The organism is Halobacillus karajensis (assembly GCF_900108515.1).
GTDB classification, from domain to species: domain Bacteria; phylum Bacillota; class Bacilli; order Bacillales; family Halobacillaceae; genus Halobacillus; species Halobacillus karajensis.
The window spans coordinates 145,011-159,634 of record NZ_FNWW01000002.1 but is presented as its reverse complement, the minus strand read 5'-3'; the positions used below and the strand labels follow the sequence as shown (position 1 = coordinate 159,634).

At 41.3% G+C, this 14,624-nt stretch carries 11 protein-coding genes and 1 other annotated feature; of the genes, 2 read left to right on the top strand and 9 right to left on the bottom strand.

Annotation, left to right across the window (positions count from 1 at the left end; genetic code table 11):
- Position 1: 1 nt before the first annotated feature.
- A complete protein-coding gene (gene hisS / locus BLW54_RS05740) occupies positions 2-1,282 on the bottom strand; it encodes a histidine--tRNA ligase (RefSeq protein WP_035509295.1) in 1,281 nt (426 codons plus the stop codon).
- 69 nt (positions 1,283-1,351) lie between these two features.
- Positions 1,352-1,569 (bottom strand) — a binding site (T-box leader).
- A gap of 159 nt (positions 1,570-1,728) precedes the next feature.
- Between hisS and BLW54_RS05735 the strand changes: the two genes are divergently transcribed.
- Positions 1,729-3,240, top strand: coding sequence for an N-acetylmuramoyl-L-alanine amidase family protein (locus BLW54_RS05735; RefSeq protein WP_035509296.1), 1,512 nt, complete (start codon positions 1,729-1,731; stop codon positions 3,238-3,240).
- 106 nt (positions 3,241-3,346) lie between these two features.
- On the opposite strand, the gene dtd is transcribed toward BLW54_RS05735, so the two are convergent.
- The 7 genes from dtd to BLW54_RS05700 form a co-directional block, all read right to left on the bottom strand.
- Positions 3,347-3,793, bottom strand: a complete 447-nt coding sequence (dtd, locus tag BLW54_RS05730; RefSeq protein ID WP_035509298.1) for a D-aminoacyl-tRNA deacylase — start codon at positions 3,791-3,793, stop codon at positions 3,347-3,349.
- Positions 3,794-3,813: 20 nt separating this feature from the next.
- A complete protein-coding gene (locus BLW54_RS05725; protein WP_035509300.1) occupies positions 3,814-6,018 on the bottom strand; it encodes a RelA/SpoT family protein in 2,205 nt (734 codons plus the stop codon).
- Positions 6,019-6,155: 137 nt separating this feature from the next.
- A complete protein-coding gene (locus BLW54_RS05720; protein WP_035509302.1) occupies positions 6,156-6,668 on the bottom strand; it encodes an adenine phosphoribosyltransferase in 513 nt (170 codons plus the stop codon).
- A complete protein-coding gene (gene recJ / locus BLW54_RS05715; RefSeq protein ID WP_035509307.1) occupies positions 6,658-8,985 on the bottom strand; it encodes a single-stranded-DNA-specific exonuclease RecJ in 2,328 nt (775 codons plus the stop codon). Before recJ ends, BLW54_RS05720 begins: the two co-directional genes overlap by 11 nt.
- A 56-nt stretch (positions 8,986-9,041) precedes the next feature.
- A complete protein-coding gene (locus BLW54_RS05710; protein WP_035509309.1) occupies positions 9,042-9,374 on the bottom strand; it encodes a LapA family protein in 333 nt (110 codons plus the stop codon).
- A 127-nt stretch (positions 9,375-9,501) separates the two neighbouring features.
- Positions 9,502-11,781 carry a protein translocase subunit SecDF gene (gene secDF, locus BLW54_RS05705; protein ID WP_035509310.1) on the bottom strand — a complete coding sequence of 760 codons (2,280 nt, stop codon included), beginning with the start codon at positions 11,779-11,781 and terminating at the stop codon, positions 9,502-9,504.
- Positions 11,782-11,953: 172 nt separating this feature from the next.
- On the bottom strand, positions 11,954-12,247 hold the full coding sequence (locus tag BLW54_RS05700) for a post-transcriptional regulator (RefSeq protein WP_035509312.1): 294 nt from the start codon (positions 12,245-12,247) through the stop codon (positions 11,954-11,956).
- A gap of 115 nt (positions 12,248-12,362) precedes the next feature.
- Between BLW54_RS05700 and spoVB the strand changes: the two genes are divergently transcribed.
- Positions 12,363-13,919 (top strand): stage V sporulation protein B, encoded by a 1,557-nt coding sequence (gene spoVB / locus BLW54_RS05695; protein ID WP_035509313.1) that lies wholly within the window; start codon positions 12,363-12,365, stop codon positions 13,917-13,919.
- Between the two features lie 21 nt (positions 13,920-13,940).
- Here spoVB and BLW54_RS05690 read toward each other — a convergent pair whose 3' ends face one another.
- Positions 13,941-14,522 carry a DUF421 domain-containing protein gene (locus BLW54_RS05690; RefSeq protein ID WP_081866996.1) on the bottom strand — a complete coding sequence of 194 codons (582 nt, stop codon included), beginning with the start codon at positions 14,520-14,522 and terminating at the stop codon, positions 13,941-13,943.
- Between the last annotated feature and the right edge of the window lie 102 nt (positions 14,523-14,624).

Genomic DNA, 14,624 nt, shown 5'->3' with positions numbered 1-14,624 from the left:
TTTATTCCCCTCCTGCTATTTTTTCCTTCATATATTCAATGATTTCATCCAGAGCGACTTCCTTCTGCTCTCCGGAGGCCATATCTTTAACGTTTATAACTCCATTCTCAAGCTCTTGATCGCCAAGAACCAACACATACTTACTGCCCAGGCGGTCTGCTGCTTTGAACTGAGCCTTCATTTTTTTTCCTAAGTAATCCTTATCCACTTGAATTCCTGCTCGCCGCAATTGATCGGTCAATTTTACTGCGGCACGTTCTGCTTCCTCACCCATAACGACGCAATAACAGTCCAGACCTTCATCAACCGGAAGAGTTACATTTTCCGCTTCAAGAGCCATCAGAAGACGTTCGATACTCATAGCGAAACCGATCCCAGACGTTTCAGGACCCCCTACCTCTTTAACTAAACCGGTATAACGTCCACCGCCACTCAATGTGGTGATCGCACCAAAACCTTCCGCTTCACTCATTATTTCAAAAGCTGTGTGGTTATAGTAATCAAGGCCTCGGACGAGATTCGGGTCTACTACATATTCAATCCCCATAACATCCAGATACTGTTTAACCTTCTCAAAGTAATCCTTGGAATAATCGTTCAAATATTCAAGGATTGATGGTGCTGTCTCCATCGCTGGATGTTTCCGGTCTTTTTTACAATCAAGGACACGCAGAGGATTTTGATCAAGACGAACCTGACAATCTTGGCATAACTCTTCCCGGTAAGGATCAAAGTGACGAACCAACGCATCCCTGTGCGCCTCCCTGCTTTCTTTGTCCCCAAGACTGTTCAATACTAACTTCAATGATTTTAAACCAAGTTCTTGATAAGAATTTAACGCAAGGGAAAGAACTTCAGCATCTATCGCTGGATCATCACTTCCCAGGGCTTCAATACCAAATTGAACAAACTGACGCATTCTTCCTTGTTGCGGCCGTTCATATCGGAACATAGGTCCCATATAAAAATATTTCGTGGGCTGGTTCGGTAAGCCAAATACTTTATTTTGGACATAAGAACGGACTACTGAGGCAGTCCCTTCCGGTCTTAGAGTTATACTCCGTCCCCCACGATCTTCAAACGTGTACATTTCTTTTTGAACGATATCTGTACTGTCCCCTACTCCCCGTTGAAAAAGTTCTGTATGTTCAAAGATTGGGGTGCGAATTTCTTTATAATTATAGCGGCGGCACAGGTCTGCTAATTGTTGTTCAACGTACTGCCACTTTTCTGATGTGCCCGGCAGGATATCCTGCGTGCCACGAGGGGCATTGATACTCATCTACATCTCCTCCTACTTAAAATAAACCATTTTTTACCACAAAAAATCCCGTCCCTTTTCCTTAATCGGAAAAGGGACGGGATTACCCGCGTTGCCACCCTGATTGGGACCTCTAAATGCCCCCACTCAAAACAGTTAACGCCTGTGTACGTCTACACCTACTCTCATTTCGATGTAGAACCTAAGAAACGTCTTTCATCAGAACATAACGTTGGAATGCTTTCAGCCTAAGGCATTCGTTCTCTGTTCGCATGGGCTCTGATTACTTTTTTCCTCAATGGTTGTGTTCGATTCATTTTAGAATTGATTATTATCATATAATTTCCGTTTACCCTATGTCAAGTTTATGCTAACAATTAAATTAGATAAATCGTTCCTCTTAAGGAAGGACATACCAAGTTTTTGTCGAATAATGAAATGTGAATCTATAAGGAGGTGTGTCTTAATTGAAACAAGGAATCGTTTTATTCATTCTCATTGTCGGGCTTCTGACCTTTATGAATGCCCCTCCTGTGGCAGCAGATGAAGCTGTTGTCCAGGTGGATCATTTGAATGTAAGAACAGGGCCGAGTAAAAATCATGAGGCAATCGGAAAAGTGCATACTGGTGCCACCTACACGATTTTAGAGGAAAAAGATAATTGGCTTAAAATTAAAAGAAACAACGACAACGGCTGGGTTGCTAAATGGTTGACGGAAGTTGAGACAGCAGGAACCTCTAAAGGTACGCAATACTCCAATTATGACTACCTGAGAATTCGTTCATCCCCTGGTCTTGATGGGAAAATTAAAGGTTACCTGATGAAAGGTGATCAAGTAAAACCGACAGAAACAGACGGGAAATGGTATCGTATTCAGAAAGGAAACACAAATGGCTGGGTACACAGAGACTATTTATCTCCCCAACACCCAAAGAATGAACCTCACAAAAAGAAGGAAAGTTCTTCTTCCTCCGTTAACGGAAAGGTCAAGGTCGGAACAGATGTCCTTAATGTGAGAAGCCAGAATTCGACAAAAGGACGACTTCTTACCCAAGTCCAAAAAGGCCAAGTTTACGAATACATAGCTAAAAAAGACCGCTGGTATGAGATTAAGTATACTTCTGGCAAAACCGGCTGGGTTGCTGGATGGTTGGTAAACGAAGTAAGCAACGAAGAAGAGACTCCTACCACCACTGAGGGTCATACTAAACAGAAAAACTATGTATCATTAAACTATAACGGTACAAATTTAAGGGCTGGACCATCTACAAATGATAAGATTGTAGGAAGAGGGAATAAGGGAGATCGCTTTGACATCGTTTCTAAAGAAGGGCAATGGTACAAAGTTTCCAATAACGGAAATGAGATGTATGTGGCAGGTTGGATTGTTGAAGAGCATGCACAAGAAAATTCAACTTCTGCGCCAGCCCAAACAAATTCACTCAAAGGAAAAACAATTATGATCGATGCAGGTCACGGGGGACGTGATCCGGGGGCTTTAGGCAGAAGCGGCAGTTATGAAAAGACTCTCACTTTGGAAACAGCTTTTAATTTGAAAAAAGAATTGGAAAGTAAAGGTGCCAAAGTATTAATGACCAGAACAGAAGATCATTATATGTCATTGTCGGTTCGTTCTTATCATTCTAACCACTCAGATGCTGATGTGTTTATAAGCCTTCATTACAATTCAACACCGTTGTCCATTCCAGCAAGAGGAATTAGTAGTTATTATTACAATGTTAAAGATAAGGCACTTGCCACATCCCTGCAATCATCTATAACTACTCTTACAGGAATGAAAAACCGTGGTATCCAAAAAGGAAACTTTCATGTCATCAGAGAAAACAGTAAACCAGCCGTCTTGTTGGAGCTTGGTTTCATCTCTGATGCCCGTGAAGAACAAATCATTAAGACGAATTCCTATCAAACAAAGGCCAGTCAGGGAATTACTGAAGGCTTGATTAAGCATTTTAACTAACCAATTTTCGGTAAAAACAAAAGGACAGGCTGTCGAAAACCTCGACAGCCTGTCCTTTCTCTTATTTTTGTCGTTACTCTCTGTACTCCAATGAGTATAAGATTGATTAACGTTCCTTACTATCAATAATTAATGTTACCGGCCCCGCATTTGTTAACTGAACATTCATCATTGCCCCAAATTCGCCTGTCTCTACTTTAACCCCTTCATCCTCTACCATATGATTAAAAGTTTTATAGAGGTCTTCTGCTACATCAGGCTTAGCTGCTTGCATAAAGTTAGGACGGCGACCTTTACGGCAGTCCCCGTACAAAGTAAATTGCGAAATCGATAACATATGTCCACCCAAATCAACCAATGAGTGATTCATCTTTCCTTCTTCATCCTCAAAAATGCGTAGATATGGGATCTTTTTTGCTAAATAACGTGCATCTTCTTCCGTATCCTCATGGGTTACACCAAGCAATACGACGAGACCACTGTCAATAGCGCCTACTGACTCTTCTTCCACCGTAACAGAAGCATTTACAGCTCTCTGGACAACTGCTTTCATCATAGATTCCCCTTTGACTCTTATTGCATTACACGTCGCACTGTGTATACTTCTTGTATTTGTTTAATTCGTTCGACAATTTTTCGTAGATGGTTCGTATTTTGAATTAAGATGGTAATATGAATGGTTGCCATCTTATTCCGATCCGACTTTCCGGATACAGCGGTAATATTTGTTTTCGTTTCATTAACAGCCTGGAGTACTTCGTTCAATAGGCCTCTCCGATCATAGCCCCAGATTTCCAAGTCCACATGGTACTGTTTTGAGTCCGTCACAGATGTCTCCCATTGGACAGGAAGCAGCCGTGTTTGAGCTTCATCTGTATGGACATTCGGACAATCGCTCCTGTGAACAGATACTCCTCGTCCTTTTGTAATATACCCTACAATTTCATCCCCCGGTACAGGATTACAACATTTAGAAAGGCGGACAAGTAGATTATCTACTCCTTCTACACGCACACCTGAATCCTTTTTACCTGTCTTAGGCGGAGTTTTAATTTCTGTAGTATTTACATCAGCCAATGTCTGCTCCAGATCCTGCTCCTGCTGCCTTTGCTTTCTAATTTTCTCCGTCAATCGTGTAGCAATCTGCGCAGCTGTAATTCCTTGATACCCTACAGCAGCAAACATATCTTCTTCATTAGAAAAGTTAAACTTTTCAGATACACGCTTCAAGTTCTCTGTCGTATAAACCTCTTTGGGCTGAATTCCAAAATTACGAATCTCGCGTTCTACAAGTTCCTTCCCTTTCGAGATGTTCTCATCTTTTTGCTGCTTTTTAAAGAATTGTTTAATCTTATTCTTCGCCTGGGAAGTCTGCGCCAGCTTGATCCAGTCTTTCGAAGGTCCATAGGCATGTTTGGATGTCATGATATCGACAATATCACCGGTTTTCAATTCATAATCAAGCGGCTCCATCTTTCCATTCACTTTGGCACCAATGGTCTGATTTCCGACCTCTGTATGAATTCGATAAGCGAAATCGACAGGTACAGAGCCAGAAGGAAGCTCGATAACGTCTCCCTTAGGTGTAAATACATACACCATATCCGAAAAGAGATCAACCTTTAGAGACTCCATAAACTCTTCTGCATCATGGGTCTCGCTTTGCCATTCCAGGATTTCACGGAACCATGTCAGCTTTTCCTCAAAAGACTGTTCTGAGGCCGTTTGCTTACCTTCTTTATACGCCCAATGGGCAGCTATTCCATATTCAGCAATTTCATGCATTTCATGCGTGCGAATTTGAACTTCTAATGGATCGCCTTTTGGTCCGATAACTGTCGTATGCAGAGATTGGTACAAATTTGGCTTCGGCATAGCTATATAATCTTTAAAACGTCCCGGCATCGGTTTCCAACAAGTGTGGATAATCCCAAGCACGGCATAACAATCTTTGATACTGTTCACCGTAATTCTAACGGCTAACAAGTCATAGATTTCATTGAACTGTTTATTCTGAAGCACCATTTTTCGGTAAATACTGTATAAGTGCTTCGGCCTTCCGTTCAGGTCTGCATCAATATTAACTTCCGTTAATTGATCACGGATTTCCTGAATGACTTCTTCAATATAATGCTCCCGTTCATTCCTTTTTTGTTTCATTAGGTGAACAATCCGGTAGTATTGTTGTGGATTTAAATATCGAAGAGCTGTATCTTCCAGTTCCCATTTGATCGTTGATATTCCAAGTCGATGAGCTAACGGAGCGAATATTTCGAGCGTTTCATTAGATATACGACGTTGTTTTTCAGCCGGAAGGTGCTTTAAAGTACGCATATTATGAAGCCGATCCGCTAATTTAATCAATATTACGCGCATATCCTTTGCCATAGCAACAAACATTTTCCTGTGATTTTCAGCCTGTTGAGCCTCTTTAGATTTATATTTAATCTTACCTAATTTTGTAACCCCATCAACCAGCATCGACACTTCTTCATTAAATGCTTCTTCAATCTCGTCCAACGTCACGTCCGTATCTTCGACCACATCATGAAGGAAGCCACCGGCAATTGTTTCTGGGTCCATCTCTAAATTCACAAGAATACCGGCTACCTGAATCGGATGGATGATGTAAGGTTCTCCTGATTTTCGGAATTGGTTGCTATGAGCCTTTTCAGCAAAATCATACGCTCGACGAATAAACGCCAGATCTGACTGGTCCAAATACTGACTTGCTTGTTCTATGACTTCTTCAGCAGTTAGAACTGTATCTTTCGCCATTCAATCACCCTAGTTTCTTTAAAACTTTCAAAGCATATTTGCTTCTCATTATCAAAAAAAGGACTCTTCTTGTAAAGGGAACAGCCCACATTAAAATTGTAAAACAAAGAGCGCCCCAAAAGAGGGCACTCTTTCCATTAATATTGCATTAAAGTAAGGACATCATGTCCATCCAGTTTACTGCGACCATCAAGATATGTGAGTTCAATTAAAAAAGCACAACCTGCTACTTCTCCACCCAACTGTTCAACAAGATCAATTGTCGCCTCAATTGTACCACCTGTGGCAAGAAGGTCATCAATAATCAACACACGTTGACCAGGTTTAATTGCATCTTTATGAATCGTTAATACGTCTTTCCCGTATTCGAGTCCATAATCCACTTTAATGGTTTCACGTGGTAACTTCCCTTCTTTACGAACGGGGGCAAAGCCGATTTCCAAGGCATAGGAAACCGGACATCCAACGATGAATCCCCGTGCCTCTGGTCCTACAACAATATCTATTTCTTTGTCTTTAGCATATTCAACAATTTCATCAACCGCTGCTTTAAATGCCGGACCGTTATCCATTAGCGGAGTGATATCCTTGAACTGCACTCCTTCTTTCGGCCAATCTTCAACGATCGCAATGTGCTCTTTATAATCCATTCACTACTTCCTCCTTGACGTGCTTAACGGGTTGGTTTACATATTGATCAAACCAACTCTTCAATTCATTATATGTGGAATAATAAAGGGTTCGTTCCATTTGAAGTTGCTCTTCCCGTTCACGATAAAGCGAAGATTCCTGCAAATCTTTTTGTGAAGGTTCGGATTCAACTGTAATAATCCCGTCTTCCATTTTAACAAAGTCGAGTTCAAAAAACACCTCAGAAATAAATTCCACCATGGATCTGTCCCAACCTTTACGTTTAGCAAGTAAATCCGCTTCTTTATGAAGGTTGAAACTTCCACGCTTCAATAGCATACCATAAAACCATTTAAAGTGGTCTCTTGATGGCCAGGTTTTTAGAAAAGTACTCTCCTTTAGATGATAACAAACAAAAATTTTCTGCCCTTTTATCTTTGTTAACAGGTCTCTCATCTCTGAGACTCTCCCAGGTAAATCAATAAGGAGCACTCCATCGTAAGAATCTCCTTGTGTAACCGAATCGGCCTGAACGACAGGAAGATTACACGGCGCCTGGGTTTCACCTTGAAAGCCGACAGCAACAAACGCTTCCTCAGGAGGTATCATAATGTTCTTTTCAATATGGGTGGAACCGCGATGGTCAAACAACTGCCATTCTTTCACACTTAGATCTTTAATCATCACTTGTACATTCTTACGACCATTCCATTCATTGATCCCGAGCTCCCCAACAACATCCAAAGCAGCATGTGGAGATATTTGTTGGTAAAGGTCTCCCATCCCAAATGCGATTCCATCGACTCGAGTTTGTTCACTTTGGAATTGAAACTTCAAGTGATTTTTTTTACTCCCTATTAACCGTACTTCTTTTGGGGTGTGTTTTAGATGAAACAGTGGTTTAGGATTGCCCATTCCAAACGGTCGAAGCTGGTTGACTTCTTCAATTTGTTTAAGGGTAATATCTGTTAAATCAACGGTAGTTTCAACATCCAATACTTGTTGATAATCTTCTTCCGATAATTTTTCTTGAGCTAATTGAATTAGATCCTCCCTCAAGCCATCCACTTGGTTAATATCCAATGTCATCCCAGCAGCCTGTGCATGCCCTCCGAAATGTTTAAATCGGTGACGTACTTCCATACAATTAGAAAATAGATCAAACGCATCAATACTACGTGCAGAACCTTTAGCTTCTCCCTTTTCTTCATCTATGGCTAAGACTATTGCCGGACGATCGAACTGGCGCACAAGCTTAGAGGCGACGATCCCAAGGACACCCGGGTTCCAACCTTCTTTTGCCACAACGAGGACATTTTCAGCTTCTCCATCCTTGCAGCAAACCATTTCTTCAGCTTCTTTCGCAATAGCAGTTACAATTTTTTGACGTTCCTGATTCAACTGATTAATAAAGAGAGCTATTTGTTCTGCTTCTTCCTGGTTTTCAGAAAGCAAAAGATCTACTGCAGGCCCAGCATCCTGCAAGCGGCCCACAGCGTTAAGCCTTGGCCCAATGCTAAACCCTATTGTTTCTTCATTCATTTCCCCGTCAATGTTACACACTTTTCTCAAAGCCTGGATTCCAGGCCTAGTTGAACGCGAGATCGCCTTCAGCCCTATGGCAGCTAGGACTCTATTTTCTCCTTTTAGTGGAACAAGATCAGCAATAGTACCAATGACTACAAGATCCAAGAACTCCTTAGGAAAACGACCTAAGAGAGACTGGGCGAATTTAAAGGCTACTCCTACTCCGGCCAATTCCTGAAAAGGATAATTCGCTGAAGTCTTCGGATGAATAATACTATAAGCATCAGGAAGAACTTCTTGGACTTCGTGGTGATCTGTAATAATCAAATCTATCCCCAGTTCTTTTGCAAATGCTGCCTCTTCAATTGCTGCTATTCCTGTATCCACCGTAATAATCAACGTATATCCAGAATCAAAAGCAAATTGGAAAGCTTCTTTGTTCGGTCCATATCCTTCTGTAAAACGGTTAGGAATATAAAAGTCACAAAGAGCACCCGCTTTTCTTAAGGCCTCAACCATGACGGAAGTGGAGGTCACTCCATCTGCATCATAGTCCCCAAAAACTAAGATAGGTTCCTCAGAAGCAATCGCATCGTTCACACGTGTGACCGCACGCTGCATTCCGTCCATGAGCATCGGATCGTGCAATTGCTCTATTGTCGGATTTAAGAAACTATCCGCAGCTGCCGGATCCATTATGCCTCTCTTTTCTAAGAGTTGCTGTGTTAACGGTGTCACTCCTGGTAAGCCAATATTACTTTCCTCTGGGTCTCTATATGTAAATTTCCATTTCATCTTACTTTGTATCATAAGTTCACCCCTGACCCATCTATTATACAAGAGCGGACCAGGGGGAGCAAACGCAATTAAGTGACATTTGAGGATGAGCGTTTCTGTTCTGAATACTCCTTGTTTTCCTCCAATTTGTCTTCTTTTGGATCAGGGGAATTCTGTTGAGATGGCGCGGCCATCGCCTTTAACCGATTGTTTTCTTTTTTTAACCTAAAATAGCGTAAGGCTCCTGCAGATGCGGTAGCTAGACTTCCTAATAGAACAGAAATAAGGATCACAAGAATCAACGGAGCCTCCCCGGATCCGAATAAATAGTTTACTTGCACAGGATCCACATTAATTACGGCAAAGACGGCAATCAATAATGCGAAGATGAAGGCTAGGATCAAGTAGTTTTGTCCTTTCATTTTCCAAACACTCCCTTTCTATATTGTGTGCTTCTCTTATTTGATATACCCCGAAACACGATTCAATAATCAAAAAGACCTTCCTCTTAGAGAGAAAGGTCTTTCCAAAAGCATCCTCCAAGTAACTTTACACTTGGGGACCGTCTGTTCTTTTCTTTTTCACGTAATTTATAGGTTTTTCTTTAATCGTGCGGCCACGCCATACCAACCATAGTTGTGAGGCAATGAACAGGGAGGAGTACGTACCTGCTAACAAGCCTATAACCAGCGCGAATGAGAAGTTGGTAATCGATGAAGCACCGAAGAACAACAGCATGGCTGCGGCAAAAATAACGGTAATAACCGTATTGAAACTACGAGCCAGAGTCTGCATTAAACTCTTGTTAACAATTCCAGCCAACTCTTTGAAAGATTTGACTTTTTTCTTCATTTTCAAGTTTTCACGAATTCGATCAAAGGTAACAATCGTATCATTGACCGAATAGCCGACTATCGTAAGGATGGCGGCAATAATAGTGATATCGAATTCCAGCCTCGTTATACTGAAGAATGCAAGAATGAAAAATGCATCATGCAACAAGGCAATTATCGCTGTTATTGCAAAGAAGATTTCAAATCGAATCGTCACATAGATAATGATTCCGATCGATGCATATAGAACGGCCAATGCAGCATTCTTAGCAAGTTCTTGCCCGACTATTGGCGACACGGTACTGACATTGGGCGTATTGCCATATTCTTCTTCATAATAGCTTTGGATTTCTCCAATTTTATTTTTGCTTAATTCATCATCGAAACGGGCAACGGCAATTTCGTTATTTTCCCCAGAGATGATGACCTGTTTTGGATTAACATCGAACTCCTGCTGCATCGTCTCTTCCACTTGTTCTGAACTGATTCCCCCATCCGATAAGATGGATACCCTCGAACCACTGGTGAAGTCAATTCCAAGATTAAGACGGAAGAAAGTGAGGGCGATTATTCCAGCTACCACAAGAGCTATGGAAATCGTAAAGAAACGCTTTCTAAATTGAACAAAATCGAACTTGCGTTTCATAAATTCCGCTTCTACTTCCTCTCCTTCAGCGATATCATGAATATCGTCAGGTTTCACTCCAAACCATTTTGGTCGTTTGTTTAAGAAGCGACTCTTTACCCATAAATTCATAAATAAACGAGTACCGTACACAGCAGTTATAAAACTTACGAGTATACTCACAATCAACATCGTTGCAAAACCTTTTACTGAGCTTGTACCAAAAATAAACAATACAGTTGCAGCGATTAATGTCGTAATGTTGGCATCAAGGATTGTAGAAAGTGAACGTTTGTTTCCTGCTTTATATGCAGAAAGCAGTGATTTCCCTGACTTCAGTTCTTCCTTGATACGCTCGTAAGTAATAATGTTCGCATCGACCGCCATACCGACTCCTAAAATCAAGGCAGCAATACCCGGTAAGGTCAAGACGCCATTCATCCATTCGAACACGACAAGGATTAAATAAATATAAACACTTAATGTAAGGGTAGCGATAATCCCCGGAAACCTGTAGTACGCGATCATAAATAAGAAAATAGCAGCAATACCAATGTACCCTGCAAAGATCGTCTTATTCATTGCCTGTTCACCAAACTGCGCTCCTACAGAGGTGGAATAGGTCTCTTCAAGATTTACAGGCAAAGACCCTGCGTTCAAAATATCTGCCAGTTGTTTAGCTGATTCTACGCTAAAGTCCCCACTGATCATGACCGAATTATTTCGCACCGGACCATCAGAGAACCCTGGTGCTGAAATATAAGCAGGATCTTCTTTTCCCCACTCTTCAGCAAATGTTGTATCTTCATTATAATCAAGCCAAATAACAAGAAGATCGTCTGGATACGGAGTATTCGGATCATTTGGAGTATTGTAAATTTCTTGAGAAACATCATAAAACTTAGATGCACTCTTCACCTTTAGTGTGACCACTGGTTCATTCGTGTCTGGATGATAAGATTGTTGAGCACTTCCTTCAACTAAATCTGACCCATCCATATACAATTTTCCATCTGTTCCACGAAAGGAAAGTTCAGCGGTGGTCGACAATAGCTCTCGGGCCGTTTGTTGGTCTTCTACCCCCGCAAGTTGAACACGAATACGTCCACCATCTTCGATTGTGATGTTTGTTTCACTAATCCCAAGTGTATCTACACGCTCTGTTAAAGAACGTGCGGTGGCTTCGAGAACTTTCTCATTGACTTCCTGATTTTCATCTAATGGTTCAACATCATACAAGATTTCAAAGCCACCCTGCAGATCCAATCCTAAATTAATATCTTTAGTAACACCTTTAATAGTCGTCCCTATCATAGTGGCAAGCAATAAAACCACGATAAAAAAGGCGACGATCCGCCCTCGTTTCACCATACTGTTCTGTTCCTCCTTTATCTATGAACACATGCAATGATTCATCGGCTGGTATGTATAAAGTTTAAAGTGACATCAATGATAATCCCCGTAATTATTCTACTACTTTTTCAAACTTTCGCAACAATAGACTCCTTTAAGAGCATGAACGGAACGGGACGATTATTTATTCTTAATATTCCGAAGGTCCTTTCAGAGCTTCAATAGAATCAAGCAAATCATCATTTTGATAAGCCTCCGAAGTCAAATAGCTTGTGTAGGTATGACTTTGTAAATGAAGAATATCCTGAACAATTTGGTGAAGCTTTTTATCCGGTGTTCCATTCCAGACCTTTTTCAAAAGACAATCCCACACTTCATCTGCTGTTGCACGATCATAGCCGAGTAAGTGAAACTCCTCTGCTTTGCTTTGTAACACAACACCAAGTTCTTTTCTCCAGCTTGTAACGGATTTTATATGATCCATATTAACAATGCTCCTCACACAATGGATTTCTAAAACGGGGTCATGCCTTGTCCATATCTATGCATATACTTCATTGTAGCGGAAATTCATTTCTTTGAGAAGGCGGATCAATTATATGTCAAAACAAACATTTCTGCATGGTGCTCTGATTTTAGTTGCTGCTGGTCTTGTCACTCGTTTGTTAGGATTTATCAACAGAATAGTCGTGGCACGAGTCATGGGCCCCGAAGGTGTAGGTCTTTATATGATGGCTTTACCTACCCTAATTCTAGCTATTACCATCACTCAATTCGGTCTACCTGTGGCTATTTCCAAACGTGTATCGGAAGCTGAGGCCACAGGGAATGAAAGTAAAATTAAACGCATCCTGTTAGTATCCCTGGCTATTACAGGTACATTAAGCATTCTATTTACAATAGGACTATTCCTACTCGCCCCTGTTGTCGCCACGTATTTCTTAACAGATGCAAGAGCCTTGTATCCATTATTGGCTGTCACACCTATCATTCCCATTATAGCGATATCCTCAGTCATACGTGGTTATTTTCAGGGCCGGCAAAACATGAAACCTCAAGCTCTTTCGCAAGTGATTGAGCAAGTCGTCCGGATTGGTTCCGTCATCCTGCTCACCAAAATGCTCTATCCTTATGGTGTGCAATATGCAGCGGCCGGAGCTATGGCCTCAGCAGTATTAGGTGAGTTCATCTCGTTATTGTATATGTTGAGACAATTCAACCTTCACAAAAGCTTTCGTTTACGAAAATCTTGGGCTAAACATATCAGCGAGGGAAAGAGAACCCTGAATGAATTGATGACCATCGCTCTCCCTACAACAGGCAGCCGTTTTATCGGATCCTTGACGTATTTTTTTGAACCCATACTTGTAGCTCAAAGTTTAGCCATCGCCGGCATAGCAGCCGTTGATTCCACTAAACAATACGGAGAATTAACTGGATATGTCTTACCATTGCTGTTTTTACCGACATTTTTGACCCATGCCCTTTCTATAGCTCTTGTTCCATCCATTAGTGAGGCTGCCGCAAAGGGGAAATCTGATACTATTCACTACCGCATAATGCAATCCATCCGATTATCCATCGCCTCGGGCGGACTCATTACCATTATTTTTATGATTTTCCCTGCCGTTATTCTTACAACCGTTTATGGGACAAGTCATGCTTCTTTCATGCTACAGTTCATGGCCCCTTTCTTTTTGCTTCATTATATCCAAACGCCTTTGCAGTCAACCTTACAAGCATTGGATCTAGCGCGACCGGCTATGTGGAACACATTACTCGGAGCTGTCATTAAATTCATTGTACTTGTGGCCTTAAGTTCTCGGCCGGAGTTTGGTATCCATGGGGTTGCCATCGCCATTGTAGTCGGCGTTGTTGTTGTAACATTATTACACTTGAGTGTTCTTATGAAATATAAAGTGATCACCTTTCCCTTACAGATGTTTTTTAAATTCGCTATGGTAATTGGAGTTATTGGAGGGGTTGGGTTCACCTGGAAGCACAGCTGGCTTCTTGAAAGTAAACCGCTCTCACAGTTACTGACGATGGGAATTGTTCTCTCCATTCTATACATTTTGTTACTTTTTTCTTTTAAGTTAATCACGAAAGAAGAATGGAAACTCATTCCTTGGAATCGAATCATTCATAAAAAATAACCGCATCCACGCGGTTATTTTTTATGTGATCTCATTGTTTTTATCCATCTGGATGTTTCCTTCTTCGTTTATCGTACATAAAGAAACCTCCCGTAATGAATGAAACCCCCGTTTACGGACTTCGTTCATTAACCATTGTTTGTTTTTCCGAATGGTGTGAAGTCCGCTATATTGCACCTCGCCGTCCGCAATTAAAACGACAGCATAGCCGGAGCTCCCGTCGTCGTTTCTTTCAAATACAGAAAGTTTACCGGATGGCTCAAGGATGGCATACGCTACATCCCCCACCTGTTGGATCCCATGTTCTCGTAGTTGTAACAGAAGGTCATTAAAATTATATCTCTGTTTTCTCATTTCATGTTCATCCACTTTGCCATGCTTGATGATAATTGACGGTCTGCCATCAAACCAATTTCTAAAACGTTGATTTTTAAGTGAAATCACGGCACTTCCAATTTGAATAGCGAGGAGAACTCCCATGGGTACGACTGCTTTCCAAATTTCCTTGTCAGGCTGCTCGATAAGGAAGACCGCAATTTCAGCAAGCATAATGAAAACAACCAAGTCCATTACGCTTAGTTCCCCAATCTCCCTTTTTCCCATAAAACGAAAAACAAGCAAAATTATAAAGTAGGTGATGAGTGTACGAAAGATAATACTAAGTACAAGCACTCAGAGCCACGACCTTTCCTAAAGGTTTCCCTC

Bases quoted from the DNA above. Each gene is read 5' to 3' on its own strand.
- hisS (WP_035509295.1), bottom strand. From the start codon at position 1,282: ATGAGTATCAATGCCCCTCGTGGCACGCAGGATATCCTGCCGGGCACA.
- dtd (WP_035509298.1), bottom strand. From the start codon at position 3,793: ATGAAAGCAGTTGTCCAGAGAGCTGTAAATGCTTCTGTTACGGTGGAA.
- BLW54_RS05725 (WP_035509300.1), bottom strand. From the start codon at position 6,018: ATGGCGAAAGATACAGTTCTAACTGCTGAAGAAGTCATAGAACAAGCA.
- BLW54_RS05720 (WP_035509302.1), bottom strand. From the start codon at position 6,668: ATGGATTATAAAGAGCACATTGCGATCGTTGAAGATTGGCCGAAAGAA.
- recJ (WP_035509307.1), bottom strand. From the start codon at position 8,985: ATGATACAAAGTAAGATGAAATGGAAATTTACATATAGAGACCCAGAG.
- BLW54_RS05710 (WP_035509309.1), bottom strand. From the start codon at position 9,374: ATGAAAGGACAAAACTACTTGATCCTAGCCTTCATCTTCGCATTATTG.
- secDF (WP_035509310.1), bottom strand. From the start codon at position 11,781: ATGGTGAAACGAGGGCGGATCGTCGCCTTTTTTATCGTGGTTTTATTG.
- BLW54_RS05700 (WP_035509312.1), bottom strand. From the start codon at position 12,247: ATGGATCATATAAAATCCGTTACAAGCTGGAGAAAAGAACTTGGTGTT.
- spoVB (WP_035509313.1), top strand. From the start codon at position 12,363: ATGTCAAAACAAACATTTCTGCATGGTGCTCTGATTTTAGTTGCTGCT.
- BLW54_RS05690 (WP_081866996.1), bottom strand. From the start codon at position 14,522: ATGGGAAAAAGGGAGATTGGGGAACTAAGCGTAATGGACTTGGTTGTT.